Here is a 12,851-nt window from a genome sequence, read left to right on the forward strand (position 1 = left end):
TTTTTCCCAACAACCCACAATTAAAAAATATTTTTGTCACCATTTATTTAAGGAGTTTTTATGAAAACAACCCCCAACCAAAAACCTAAATTTTTTCTTTCCACAGCAATTGCCTATGCTTCTGGCATTCCGCACATTGGAAACGTTTACGAATCTATTTTAGCTGATTCCATTGCTCGTTTCAAACGCCTAGAAGGATTTGATGTTTTGTTTCAAACAGGAACCGACGAACACGGACAAAAAATTGCTGCCAAAGCTTTGCAAAAAGGCAAAAATCCCCAAGAATACGCAGACCAAATATCTTTGGAAATTAAAAGAATTTATGATTTAATGCAAGTAAGTTACGATAAATTTGTAAAAACTACCAATCCCCACCACAAACAAACAGTTCAAGCCATCTTTTACAAGTTATGGCAACAAGGAGATATTTATTTAGGAAAATATCAAGGGCTTTATTCAGTTGCTGAAGAATCTTATGTGGCTGCCAAAGATTTAATTGATGGAAAAACTTTTAATGGTGAAACTCATATTTTAATCAGTGAAGAAACTTATTTTTTTAAGCTTTCCAAATATCAAGCCCAGTTATTGCAATATTTAGAAAACAATCCCTCCTTAATTAAACCTGATGCCCAAAGAAAAGAGCTGTTAAATTTATTAAAAGAACCATTAGCAGATTTGTCTGTTTCTAGAACTTCTTTCAAGTGGGGCATTCCCGTTCCTTTTGACCCCAAACACGTTATTTATGTTTGGATTGATGCTCTAATCAATTATCTAACCGGACTAGACTACAATCCTACATCCAAAAATAGTCATTTTAATCGATATTGGCCTTGTGATATGCATGTTATTGGTAAAGATATTTTAAGGTTTCACCTTATCTACTGGCCTATTTTATTGATTGCACTTGAAATTGCACTACCCAAACAGTTTTTAACCCATCCATGGATTTTGTTTGATAAAAATAAAATGTCTAAATCTAAAGGTAACGTTTTGTACGTTGATGATTTGTTAAAATATTTTCCGGTTGATTCCATTCGTTATTTTGTTCTATCAGAAATTCCTTATGCTCAAGATGGTAATATCACTTATGAATTGTTAGTAGAAAGGCACAATAGTGACCTAGCTAATGTTTTGGGAAATTTAGTTCATAGAGTTTTTGGGATGGTAAAAAGTTATCGCCAAAATAATTTATCCAAAACTTTAATTACAACTAATTTAGATCCCAAATTTGATTTATCCAAACAAGCTTTAGCAACTCTTCCTTTGGTTCGTCTCAAAATGCAAGATTGTAAAGTAGGAGATTCCTTGAAAGAAATTATGAATTTGGCTCGTTTTGCTAATAAATACATTGATTTGGTAGAACCTTGGAATTTATTTAAAAATCCTGAAAAACAACAACTATTAGACCACACACTATATTCTTTGGTAGAAACTTTAAGGTTTTTAGGGGTTTTATTGCAACCTTTTTTGCCTCAAACTGCTCATAAAATTTTAACTCAACTCAAAGCCTCCGATATTACTTTTGAAAGTTTAGATACTTTCGGGCTTCTTTCAAGTCAAAAATTAGATAATTATCATATTTTATTTAATCGTTTGGAAATTGATGAAGTTTTACCTAGATAATTAAATTATTAACATACAATAATTTTATTTATTTTAATGAGTTTGCACTTTTTTGAAACTTCTTTATATTATTACATTTATATGTGCACATTTAAAATAATGAATTCATAATTAATTTTAATTTCTCGAAGAATGGGTATGGCTCCAATGATTATAATTTTAAAAAAGAACTTTTTGCGATGTTGCCTGATCCTTTTTATAATATCTTTTTGGAATTATTTTCTTTTTGCAAATTTAATGGTAAAAGGGGCAATACCCAAAAAAACTAATCCAGAAAAAGAATCCGAACAACCACAATCACAAGAAACAATTGCCAAACAAACTCCCAAAAAAAGAATAAAAAGATCTTCCAAACCACAAAAAAACGGATTTTGATTCAATCTCAAGTGAAACTAAATTTAATGATGTGGCAGCGATGGAAGAAGAAAAACAACTTCTCCAACGTTTTATTGTTTTTTTAAAAGAACCTAAAAAATATCATGAAGCAGGAGCCAAAATTACTAAAGGAATTTTGTTTTATGGACCTCCAGGAACAGGAAAAACCTTACTTGCAAAAGCTCTTGCAGGCGAATCAGACGCATCCTTTTATGCTTTTAGTGGTACTGATTTTTTGCAAAGAATTCATGGTGATGGTGCTAAAAAAGTAAGAGATTTGTTTTAAAAAACAAAAACCCATAAAACAAGCATTATTTTTATTGATGAAATTGATTCTTTTGGTATTGCTAGAAACGATTTTAGTCAAAAAGAAAAAGAAATAACTACAGAATTATTAAATCAAATGGATGGGATTAAATCCAAAGATAATGAAAATAATGTCATTATGATAGCTGCTACTAACAGAGTAGAATCTCTAGATTCTGCCTTGCTTCGTCCAGGACGTTTTGATTATGTAGTTAATGTTTTGCTCCCTGACCTTAAAGCAAGAAAAGCTATTTTAAAATTATGTGCTAAAGGCAAACAAATAGCTGATGAGGATATTAATTTAGAACAATTACCCCAAGAAGCCCAAGGATTAAGTGGTGCTCAACTCAAAGCCATTTTAAATGAGGCTTCAATGCTTCAAGCAGAAAAAAACAAAGAACAAGAATTGCAAAAAATTTCTTCTGAAACAATTATTCAAGCTAAAGAAAACGTTTTATTAGGGATAACAAATTCTTCCAAAACATATAATCACAAAGAAAAAGAAATTGTTGCTACTCATGCAGCTGCTAAAATAATTATCAGCCAAGTCAAAAACACTCATTTTTTAAGTTCGGTTTCTTTAATTCCACGCTCTTCGGATAAAATATTGACTTTATTTGCTAAAGAACAGACCCCTAATATTTTATTAAAAGAAACTTTAATCCAAGAAATTACCGTTCTTTTAGCAGGAAAAGCTGCTGAAGAAGTGATTTGCGAAACAACTATTGATAAAGCTTGTTCTGATTTTGTTGAGGCTTTCCACAAATCCCAAGAACTAACACGTTTTTTTGGTTATAATTCGATATCAGTTAAAGATAAAGAAGATTTACAAAGAGATATTTTAAAAAAATGTTTTTCTGATGCCAAAGCTTTAGTGAAATTAAATGAACCTTTAATTAAAGAATTGTCTCAAAAATTACAAGAACAAAATATTACTCCAATGCCACAAATTAAAGAATTTTTACAAAACAAACAAATAAAAGATATGAAAGAAATTAAAATTCAACCATTCCAACCTGCAAAAGGTTTTAACAAAACTACTATTTGGCATTTTATTTGCACTTTGCTTTTTGTCCTTTTTCTTTTATTATCAACAATTTTAATTTTTAAAACCATTTATTGGTTGTTTGCTATTCCTAAAAATTATTTTATTTTCAAGAAAAAAATTATCACCACCTTTTTAATTGTGGTAAGTTTGATGTTTTCTATTTTGTTTTTTTCTTTTGATTGCTATCATCATTTGCCTTTTATAAATGCCACTTCCAACATTACTGTTTCTGATTTATTGAATAAAATTGATAATTATGAAACCAAAAAAATTACTTATGTTGCTAAAAATAGTTGGCTGGAAGGTTTTTATTACCATATCAAATTAATTGATAAAAACGGAGTCCCTTTTTATTGCAAACTAAAACCTATTTCTCAAAACATTTTGGAACAAAAAATAACTTCTCTTAAATACAAAGATTTTATTTTCCAAGAAGAAAAATATTTTGATTTGGTAAACTTATTAATTAAAATAATCCTTTCTTTGTCTTCATTTGTGTTTTTTCTTTATGGTTGCCTTAACATTAAACGGATTAGAAAACAATTCTCAAACGAACAAATTTCCAAAAAAATATGATTCATAAAAATGCATTTTTTCATTTTTTTTAAAAATTAAAATAACTAAAACATATCTTTATTAATTAACATTTTTTAAATTATAATAAATGGTGTATGCCAAAACCCAAACCCCAAAAAAACAAAAGGAGTTTTAAATATAATGAGTAATTTAATGAATTATCAAGGACAAGATTTTGAAACCATAACTGCCACACAACAATTGGTAGTTTTTGATTTTTTTGCTACATGGTGTCCTCCATGTCAAAGATTATTGCCTGTTTTGGATGAAGTTTGCCTTTTAGAAAAAGACATTCTTTTTTACAAAGTAGACGTTGATTTTTTTAGACAATTAGCATTAGAAAAAGGCGTTTCTGGCTTTCCCACCCTTATTTTATACAAAGATAAAAAAGAATTAGCAAGACATAGTGGTTTTCTAAATAAAGAAGACTTGCTTAAATTTTTACATTCTTATAAATAAGTTTACCACAAACCGAAAGCAAAATCAAACGTTATGAACGGATTTTTTTTAGTCAACAAACCAGAAAAGATGACATCACATGATGTAGTTTTTCAAATTAAAAAAAAATTTCATTTTGACAAAGTAGGACACACAGGAACTCTTGATCCTTTAGCCTCAGGACTTTTAATTATTTGTGTGGGTAAAGCCACTAAACTGGCTTTTTTGTTCGATAAACTGCCAAAAACTTATCAAGGAACCTTTCTTTTTAATAAACATTATGATACTTTGGATGTGACAGGTAAATTGTTGGATACCAAAAACACCCCTTTAACTGATTGTAACATCCAAAAAAGTTTTGCATCTTTTCATCAAAAAAAGTATTTGCAAATACCTCCTATGTTTTCAGCAGTTAAAATTAAAGGGAAAAAAATGTATCGTTTAGCACGCAAAAATCAAGTTGTAGATATTCCTCCAAGAGAAGTTTTTATTCATCATTTTGAAAAAACATCTTTGCTTTGTAGCGACCAAGTAGATTTTTTGGCACATGTTTCCAAAGGAACTTATATTAGAAGTCTTGCGCGCGATCTAGCTTTGCAATTAAATACTTATGGTGCTCTTCTTCGTTTGCAAAGAACTGCAATTGGAACGCATTTATTACAAAATTCTAAAACTATTGAAAATTTAGAACTCAATGATTTGATTTTGGATAGTACTTTTTTTGCTGCTTACGATGAACTTATTTTAAATAATTATTTAATTAAGTTAGTAAAAAACGGCACTCATTTAGACCAAAGACAAATAACTACTAAAAAACCTTTTATAGTTAAAGATAGTAATAAAAATTTTGTTGCTTATTATGATATCTTGGATGAAAATAAATACTATCCGCGTTATTTTTTTTAATTTGCAATATTTTTAATTATTAACTATTAGAAAAACAAAAGACATTTTTGAACAATATTTTAATAATAAGTTTTTAAAAATCAAACCACACAATCAAGTAAGGAAGGATTGGAAAATAATGCAAAGATTACAAAAAGTTTTGGCTTATGCAAATGTGACATCTAGAAGAAAAGCAGAAATTTTAATTTTGGAAAAACGCATTAAAGTTAATGGCAAAATTATTTCTGAATTAGGAAACAAAGTATCTTCCAGCGACATTATAACTTTGGATGACAAACCGATCACCAAAACCACTTATTCTTATTTTTTGCTCAACAAGCCCAATGGATTTCTTTCCACTGCCAAAGACAATAAAAAACGCCCTACTGTTTTGGATTTAATCGAAGAAGCAAACATACAAAGATTATATCCGATAGGACGCCTTGATTTTAATACTACAGGACTACTTTTAATTACTAATGACGGCGATCTTACTCAAAAATTAACTCATCCTTCCTTTTGTATTCCTAAAGAATATCATGTTAAAATTAATGCTTGTTTGCAAAAAAAAGACCTTGCCACATTCCGCAAAGGAATTATCATTGATAAAAATTATTTGGCTTTTTGTAAAGAAATTGATATTTTGAAAAGTTCTTATAAACCCAAACCTTCTACTTGGTTAAAGCTAGTAATAACTGAAGGAAAAAACAGGCAAGTTCGTAAAATGATGCAATCTTTAGGCTATCAAGTTTTAAAGTTAAAACGTTATCGTTATTCTTTTTTAACTATTGAAAATCTCACAATAGGTGCTTATCGCCCTTTAAAAATTCATGAAATTAAAAAATTAAAAACCTTAACTACTCAAATACCGCATTAATTTAGTAAATTTAAGATCACTATAAGGAGTTAGTTATATATGCATATGAAAAGTTTTAAAATCGCCATTGATGGTCCGGCAGGTTCTGGCAAAAGCACTATTAGTAAAAAGTTGTCCCAAAAATTAGGTTGGAATCACGTTGATACTGGAGCAATGTTTCGGGCACTAACTTTATATTTGTTAGAAAATGAAGTTTCATGGCATCATGAAAAAAGTCTTAATCAAGTTTTAGATAAAATCAATCTTTCTTATTCTTGTAATAAAATTTTTCTTAATCAAGAAGACGTTTCTTTAAAAATTAAGTCTTTGGACGTCGAAAAACATGTCTCTTCAGTAGCTTTAATTCCTGCTGTAAGAACTAAATTATTGAAATTGCAAAAAGAAATTTGTGCCAATACTCCTAATTTAATTATGGATGGAAGAGATATTGGAACAGTTGTAATGCCAGATGCTAATTTAAAAATTTTTCTTACTGCCAACATTACTAAAAGAGCTTTGAGAAAACAACAAGAAGATGCCCAAAAAGGAAAAATAAAAGACATTGCTCAAATTATGAAACAACTCAAGGAACGCGATCATAAAGATTATCATCGCCAACTTGCTCCCTTATCTAAAGCTTTAGATGCCATTTTATTAGATACTACCGAATTATCAATTGATGAAGTAATTGCCAAAATTATTGCCTTAATTGATAAAAAAAGGAGAACTTAAATGTCTTTTAAAATTGCTATTGTGGGTCGTCCTAATGTTGGCAAATCAAGTTTGTTTAACCGCATTATTGGGAGAAGACACGCTATTACTCATCAAAAAGCAGGAATTACTCGGGACCGCATTTATGCTACTGCCGAGTGGTTTACTAAAACATTTGGAGTTATTGATACGGGCGGTATCGAAATTCAATCAACTCCTTTTTTGGAACAAATCAAATTACAAGCTCAACTTGCAGTTGATGAAGCTGATGTAATTGTTTTTGTAGTTGATGGGCAAACAGGACTTACTCAAAATGACATTTATTTAGCTAAACTTTTGTATAAAACTAAAAAACCAGTTCTTTTGGCAGTTAATAAAATTGACAACCACAATTTATTATCTAACACTTATGAATTTTATGCTCTGGGATTTGATACTCCTTTTGCAATTAGTACTCAACATGGTATAGGTATAGGTGATTTGTTAGATAAAATTGTTTTTCTTATGCGCGATGCTGCTTTAATTTCTGATTCTTCCTTTTTAGAAGACCTTTCAATAGATACACCTTTGCAAAGCCCCCCTTCCGAATTTAATTATGAAATCCCAGAAAAACAACTGTTAGAACCAGAACAAAACCAAAACCAAGAAAAAGACAACAACATTATTAAATTTTGTGTTGTGGGACGCCCAAACGTTGGCAAATCAACCCTTACTAATTCTCTTTTAGCATCCCAAAGAATGATTGTCTCTGATATGGCAGGAACTACCACCGATGCTGTTGATACTTTTTTTGAAAATGATGGGCAAAAATACCAAATTATTGACACTGCAGGTATTAAAAAAAGAGGTAAAATTTATGAACAAGAAGACAAATACAGCGTTTTGCGTGCTTTAGGTGCTTTGGAAAAAGCAGATATTGCTTGTTTAGTTTTAGATGCTAAAGAAGGCATTTTAGAACAAGATAAAAATATTGCAGGGTTTATTTTAGAACATCATAAAGCTTGCATTATTATTGTCAATAAATGGGATTTGTTAGAAAAAGATACCAATACCCTAAAGAACTTTGAGCAAAAAATTCGTCAAGAGTTTGTTTTTTTATCTTATGCGCCTGTTATTTTCTTATCAGCTTTGAAAAAAAGTCGTCTTACTCAAATTTTTGCTATTTTAAAACGAGTTTTTAACAATTATAAAAGTCAGTTTAGCACTAGTCTTTTAAACGATATTTTACAAGAAGCAACTCTTATAAATCCTCCCACTTTCTTTAATCAAAAAAAAGCTAAGTTTCAATATATTTTTCAAACTAAAACCAAAGCTCCTGAATTTCTTTGTTTTGTTAATGACCCTAAACATATTCATTTTTCTTATGAAAGATTTTTAAAAAATCAATTTAGAAAAAGCCTTGATTTAGAAGGAACACCCCTCAAAATTATTTTTCATAAAAAAAAGTCTAATTTTTAAAACTATTTTGAATCCCCCTTTTTCTCCTTCCCCTTCTTTTTGCATTTTGTTTGCAAGTATTTTATTATTTGTTCTTATTTTATGATTTAATTATAGTGGTTGAAAAAAATTCAACCTTATTTTTAATTATCAAAAAAACTTTTGTCATTTTTGCTGTAACTTTTTTCATGACCGTTTTTGCTATTTTGATTACAAGAAAGAAGCTATATTTTATGAAAATTACTATTATTGGCAGTGGTGCTTGGGGTTCTACTTTGGCACAAGTTTTAACTGATAACAACAATCAAGTTTTACTCTATGACATTAACCTTTCTTATGTGGAAAAAATAAATCAAGGAAAACATCCCATTTTTAATGCTCCACTAGTAAATGTCAAAGCAGTTTCTTGCCTTAAACAAGCCCTTGATTATTCTGATTTGATAGTTTTGTCAGTTCCTATGAAATTTATGCGTCATCTTCTCAAACAAATTGCCCTTATGTTAACTACTCCCAAATCGTTTGTCAATGTTTCTAAAGGTATTGAACCTTTAACTTTTTTGCGTGTTTCTGAAATTGTCAAACAAGTTATTCCTGCCCCTCTTTTAGCTAATTTTGCTTCCTTAATGGGTCCATCGCATGCTGAAGAAGTTATTTTACGCAAATTAACTCTGTTAACTGCAGCTTCTTCCAATCCCGCTTTTGCCTTGGAAATTCAAAAATTATTTTCTTGTCCTAATTATTTGAAAGTATATACTTCTTCTGATTTGGTAGGAAATGAAATTTGCAGTGCTTTTAAAAATGTTTTAGCCCTTATTAATGGTATTTTAGTAGCCAAGAACTTTGGAATTAATTCTCAAGCAGCTTTGATGAGTCGTGGTATTTTAGAAATGTCGCGGTTAGTTACTTTTTATCAAGGAAACCCCCAAACCGTTTTAGGACTTCCAGGATTAGGTGATTTAATTGTGACTGCTTTTAGCAAATACTCCAGAAATTTTAATGCTGGTGCTAAAATTGCTGCAGGCATTACTTACCAACAAATTATTGACTCTTCTTTGCAAACCATCGAAGGATTCCAAACTCTTAATGCTTTTTATCAATTGCAATTAAAACATAATTTAGATCTGACCATTATTCAAGCCTCTTATCAATTAATTTTTGAATCCAAGCCCTTTGACACTGTTTTTGCAACTTTAATGCAAAGGCCTTTCAAAAGTGAATTCTAAATTATTTTTTTACCCACCCACCATTTTTTTTAATCCATTTTGCAAACGCCCCCGCAGTCAATTAAGAATAAAATGCAAATAATTACCAATAATTTCAAATAATTGTTGGTTTGCGCTTGTAAATTATTTTTTTGATGTTATAATAAGTACGTAAATAAAAAGAAAAGGAGGCAAAAAATGAACAAATTAGAATTTTTAAGAAAATTAGCTGAAAAAAATGGCGTTAGTCAAAAAGAAGCTGATAAATTTCTTAATAACTTTATTGAAGTTATTTCTCAAAGTCTTCAAGAATTCAAAGAAGATGAAAAAGTTACTTTAACAGGTTTTGGCACCTTTGAAGTAAAACACAGAAGTGCTCGCGAAGGAAAAAATCCAAGAACTGGTAAAACTATTGACATTCCAGCTAAAAAGGTTCCTACTTTCAAATTTAGCAAAAGTTTTAAAGATCTTTTCGTTGCTTAAAATCTTTACTATTAAGTTTTTTAATATTTTACAATAAAAAAACAAACTAACTAGTTTGTTTTTTTATTTACACTTTTTGATAAAGTGAACCCATAAGGAAGTAGGTTAGTGCTTTTGCAACCCACAGCTAAAAATTATTTAATAGGAACTCGCGCCAAAGTTCAAAACGAACCCCAAATAGCAGTTATTACTCGCATTGATTATCAAAGAGGTTTTATTTACTTGTTATTTAAAAGAATGAGAGAAGAAAAATATCCTTTTCCCCAAGCCTTAGAACAAAACATTATTCAACCTATTGTTTCTAAAAATACATCTCATCAGCAATAATTTATCATTAATCAAATTTATAACTTATCTTCATTATCCATTATTTTAATTGCATTTGTAAATATTTAAATGTTAAACCAAAAAGGAACGATATGAAAAGAAAATTAAGATCTAAAAAAATTGTTTTAAGAAATTTTTTTAAAAAGCCCAATGTTGTTTTTCTTTTTTTAATGTTGTCTATTTGTACTTTAATGATTGTTTTTTTTCATGATTTTAAAGAATGTGTTAACAAAGGACAAATTTATTGGCAATATAAGTACAAAGCCCCTACTTTTATGCCTGAAATTGATTTTGACACCACAGGAAAAGAAGATAACATTTTAGATTACGAAGAAGGTTATTATCCTGGGCACCACACTTTTATCAAAACAGTTTGGTATTTTACCCATCAAAGTAATTTATTTGTATTAATTGTTTATGCTTTATTTTTTACCAAAGTAAGACAAAAAAATTGTTATCATTATGTAGTTTTTGCATGTTTAGTTAGTATTTTGATGACAGGTTTAATTTTTCACACTTTAATTGATGAAGGTAGACATTTTTACGAACCTAAATTTAGTCTTTCTTTTTTTCTTTCTCATCTCCACCACACTTTAGCTCCTTTATGTTATCTATATTTTTATTTTAAAGTCAATTCTTATGCTATTCCTTATAAAAAAATGTGGATAGCTTTTATTCATCCTTTGCTTTATATGACCTTTTTTAGTTTATTTGGCTTTTTATCTATGCAAGATTATTTTCAAGATCTGCAAAAAGACAAACCAATTATAACTTCAGAAAAACAAGCAGCTAAAAGAGATCCTTTTAAAATGTTTCCTTATGTTTTCTTTTCTCCTTTTAAACAAAAATTAAATAATCCTTCAAATGCCCAAAAGTTAGAAGATAAGGAAAATCGCCATCATAAACGTTATCGTTTTGTTTATTCAGGTTATGACTTTGTTTGTTTGTTCTTTTCTTGCCTTTTTGTCTTTACAGTTTCTATGACTTATACTCTTTTATGGATTAAAAAACGTTTACTTAATAAAAAAACTACTCCTCATTATAAAAAAACTAAAAAATAATAATTTTAAAAACTCTTTATTATTTATTAAAAAAATTTGATATAATAGTACTATATTGCTTAATTAGTTAGGAGAAAATTCACATGCGTGATTTAGTAAAATTAGTTTGTACAGAGTGCAAAAGAGAAAATTATCATACTGATAAAAATAAAAAAAAGACCCCAGGACGTTTAGAATTAAAAAAATACTGTCCTTTTTCTAGAACTCACACTCTACATAGAGAAAAAAAATAAAAAACAAAACAAATGTTTAATATTTAGAAAAGCAAAACTTTTAGCCAAACAAATTTTTTCAATATTTTTCGAAGAAATTCGCAAAACAAAAGTTTAAATTACTTCCCAAAATCAAATTATTTAAATGTTTTAAAAAAGAAACATTATTTTGAAAATTAAAAATTTTTGGAATTATTTCCCAAAACAAAAGTTTAAATTACTTCCCAAAATCAAATTTTTTCAAATCAAAAGTTAAATTATTTTGCCAAGTTTTTTGCCTGCTTTTTTATTCCAATTTTTTAATATTAAACATTTTTCTGTTTGCTTTATGAACTTATATTTTTTTCATTTCTATCTTAAAAAAGGAAAATCGTGTTTTTATTTTTTTGCACAATAGAAATAATTTCATCCAAAAAATGAAACCAAACACCGCTGCTCTTTTTTATTCTGGAAAAGCAATTACTAAGAGTGGCGATCAAACTTTTCCTTTTGAAGTTGATCATAATTTTTATTATTTGACAGGAATTAACCAACCAAACACTATTTTATTGTTGGTAAAAACACCTAATTTATCTCATACTTTTTTATTTTTAGAAGAAAATAACCCTAGTAAAGCCTTGTGGGATGGAGATATTTTGAGTTTTTCTGATGCTTCTTTGATATCTCAAATTAATTTATCAAACCTCAAAAACATATTAACTTTTGAAACTTTTTTATTTCAGATGATAAATCCTTTGAGAGGTTCTTTTGTGGATTCTTTAGAAGGTTTTTATTTTGACCTATCCAAGCAAACCTTAGACCAAAAAGCAAGTTGGGCTTTAGAATATTGTCAAAAAATGACTTCTTTATATCCTTTTTTGCAAGTTTATAATAGCTCTTCTTTTTTATTTTCTTTGCGTCAAACAAAAAGCGTTTACGAACAAACCCAAATCCAAAAAGCTCTAGATATCAATCATCAAGCCCTTAATTATTTATTAAAAAACTTAAAACCTGGAATGTATGAATATCAAATAGCTGCTCTTTTTCATTATTTTTTGGAAAATAACCAAACTCAAAAATCCTTTGAAACCATTGCTGCTTCAGGAAAAAATACCTTAATTTTGCATTATAACAAACCTAACTGCCAATTAAAACCCAACGACCTTTTATTATTTGATTCTGGCGTTACTTATAATCATTATTCCTCTGATATTACTCGTTGTTATCCTGTAAGCGGACAATTTAGTTCTTTGCAAAAAGATATTTATAATTTAGTTCTTAAAGCTAACAAAGAAATCATTGCTTGGGTAAAACCGCATCACACCTTTACGC

The 12,851-nt window shown here is 28.9% G+C and carries 14 protein-coding genes and 1 pseudogene; all 15 read left to right on the forward strand.

What is annotated here, in order from left to right; all coding sequences use genetic code 11:
• Window positions 1–60 precede the first annotated feature (60 nt).
• Window positions 61–1,623: a methionine--tRNA ligase gene (metG, locus tag OYV_RS01990; protein ID WP_042068043.1), complete on the forward strand. Its 1,563-nt coding sequence runs from the start codon at window positions 61–63 to the stop codon at window positions 1,621–1,623.
• A 237-nt stretch (window positions 1,624–1,860) separates the two neighbouring features.
• The gene (locus OYV_RS04995; RefSeq protein ID WP_172642345.1) at window positions 1,861–1,998 is read left to right on the forward strand and encodes a hypothetical protein; all 138 of its coding nucleotides are present in this window, start codon (window positions 1,861–1,863) and stop codon (window positions 1,996–1,998) included.
• A 40-nt stretch (window positions 1,999–2,038) separates the two neighbouring features.
• Window positions 2,039–2,512 (forward strand): annotated as a pseudogene (locus tag OYV_RS05295) (AAA family ATPase); the annotation flags it as partial.
• Window positions 2,513–2,677: 165 nt separating this feature from the next.
• Window positions 2,678–3,928: a hypothetical protein gene (locus OYV_RS04425; RefSeq protein WP_236620259.1), complete on the forward strand. Its 1,251-nt coding sequence runs from the start codon at window positions 2,678–2,680 to the stop codon at window positions 3,926–3,928.
• A 141-nt stretch (window positions 3,929–4,069) separates the two neighbouring features.
• Window positions 4,070–4,387, forward strand: a complete 318-nt coding sequence (locus tag OYV_RS02005; RefSeq protein WP_042068045.1) for a thioredoxin family protein — start codon at window positions 4,070–4,072, stop codon at window positions 4,385–4,387.
• Window positions 4,388–4,420: 33 nt separating this feature from the next.
• Window positions 4,421–5,272, forward strand: coding sequence for a tRNA pseudouridine(55) synthase TruB (gene truB / locus OYV_RS02010; RefSeq protein WP_042068046.1), 852 nt, complete (start codon window positions 4,421–4,423; stop codon window positions 5,270–5,272).
• Window positions 5,273–5,390: 118 nt separating this feature from the next.
• On the forward strand, window positions 5,391–6,128 hold the full coding sequence (locus tag OYV_RS02015; RefSeq protein ID WP_042068047.1) for a pseudouridine synthase: 738 nt from the start codon (window positions 5,391–5,393) through the stop codon (window positions 6,126–6,128).
• A 45-nt stretch (window positions 6,129–6,173) separates the two neighbouring features.
• Window positions 6,174–6,839, forward strand: a complete 666-nt coding sequence (cmk, locus tag OYV_RS02020; RefSeq protein ID WP_042068051.1) for a (d)CMP kinase — start codon at window positions 6,174–6,176, stop codon at window positions 6,837–6,839.
• Window positions 6,840–8,276 (forward strand): ribosome biogenesis GTPase Der, encoded by a 1,437-nt coding sequence (der, locus tag OYV_RS02025; RefSeq protein ID WP_042068048.1) that lies wholly within the window; start codon window positions 6,840–6,842, stop codon window positions 8,274–8,276.
• Window positions 8,277–8,488: 212 nt separating this feature from the next.
• Window positions 8,489–9,478, forward strand: coding sequence for an NAD(P)H-dependent glycerol-3-phosphate dehydrogenase (locus OYV_RS02030; protein WP_042068049.1), 990 nt, complete (start codon window positions 8,489–8,491; stop codon window positions 9,476–9,478).
• A 177-nt stretch (window positions 9,479–9,655) separates the two neighbouring features.
• Window positions 9,656–9,940 (forward strand): HU family DNA-binding protein, encoded by a 285-nt coding sequence (locus tag OYV_RS02035; RefSeq protein ID WP_011160617.1) that lies wholly within the window; start codon window positions 9,656–9,658, stop codon window positions 9,938–9,940.
• A gap of 108 nt (window positions 9,941–10,048) precedes the next feature.
• A complete protein-coding gene (locus OYV_RS02040) occupies window positions 10,049–10,267 on the forward strand; it encodes a hypothetical protein (RefSeq protein WP_172642347.1) in 219 nt (72 codons plus the stop codon).
• Between the two features lie 92 nt (window positions 10,268–10,359).
• Complete coding sequence (locus OYV_RS02045) at window positions 10,360–11,328, forward strand: hypothetical protein (RefSeq protein ID WP_042068050.1); 969 nt, start codon at window positions 10,360–10,362, stop codon at window positions 11,326–11,328.
• An 83-nt stretch (window positions 11,329–11,411) separates the two neighbouring features.
• On the forward strand, window positions 11,412–11,561 hold the full coding sequence (rpmG, locus tag OYV_RS02050) for a 50S ribosomal protein L33 (protein ID WP_011160619.1): 150 nt from the start codon (window positions 11,412–11,414) through the stop codon (window positions 11,559–11,561).
• A 395-nt stretch (window positions 11,562–11,956) separates the two neighbouring features.
• A partial coding sequence (locus OYV_RS02055) for an aminopeptidase P N-terminal domain-containing protein (RefSeq protein WP_042068052.1) occupies window positions 11,957–12,851 on the forward strand: 895 nt, incomplete at its 3' end.

The sequence above is a fragment of the 'Chrysanthemum coronarium' phytoplasma genome (assembly GCF_000744065.1).
GTDB classification, from domain to species: domain Bacteria; phylum Bacillota_I; class Bacilli_A; order Acholeplasmatales; family Acholeplasmataceae; genus Phytoplasma; species Phytoplasma asteris.

What these genes read in the sequence shown, in the direction of transcription:
- OYV_RS04995 (WP_172642345.1), top strand. Translation starts at nt 1,861, where the DNA reads ATGGTAAAAGGGGCAATACCCAAAAAAACTAATCCAGAAAAAGAATCC.
- truB (WP_042068046.1), top strand. Translation starts at nt 4,421, where the DNA reads ATGAACGGATTTTTTTTAGTCAACAAACCAGAAAAGATGACATCACAT.
- OYV_RS02005 (WP_042068045.1), top strand. Translation starts at nt 4,070, where the DNA reads ATGAGTAATTTAATGAATTATCAAGGACAAGATTTTGAAACCATAACT.
- cmk (WP_042068051.1), top strand. Translation starts at nt 6,174, where the DNA reads ATGAAAAGTTTTAAAATCGCCATTGATGGTCCGGCAGGTTCTGGCAAA.
- OYV_RS02030 (WP_042068049.1), top strand. Translation starts at nt 8,489, where the DNA reads ATGAAAATTACTATTATTGGCAGTGGTGCTTGGGGTTCTACTTTGGCA.
- OYV_RS04425 (WP_236620259.1), top strand. Translation starts at nt 2,678, where the DNA reads ATGCTTCAAGCAGAAAAAAACAAAGAACAAGAATTGCAAAAAATTTCT.
- OYV_RS02015 (WP_042068047.1), top strand. Translation starts at nt 5,391, where the DNA reads ATGCAAAGATTACAAAAAGTTTTGGCTTATGCAAATGTGACATCTAGA.
- OYV_RS02035 (WP_011160617.1), top strand. Translation starts at nt 9,656, where the DNA reads ATGAACAAATTAGAATTTTTAAGAAAATTAGCTGAAAAAAATGGCGTT.
- der (WP_042068048.1), top strand. Translation starts at nt 6,840, where the DNA reads ATGTCTTTTAAAATTGCTATTGTGGGTCGTCCTAATGTTGGCAAATCA.
- metG (WP_042068043.1), top strand. Translation starts at nt 61, where the DNA reads ATGAAAACAACCCCCAACCAAAAACCTAAATTTTTTCTTTCCACAGCA.
- rpmG (WP_011160619.1), top strand. Translation starts at nt 11,412, where the DNA reads ATGCGTGATTTAGTAAAATTAGTTTGTACAGAGTGCAAAAGAGAAAAT.
- OYV_RS02045 (WP_042068050.1), top strand. Translation starts at nt 10,360, where the DNA reads ATGAAAAGAAAATTAAGATCTAAAAAAATTGTTTTAAGAAATTTTTTT.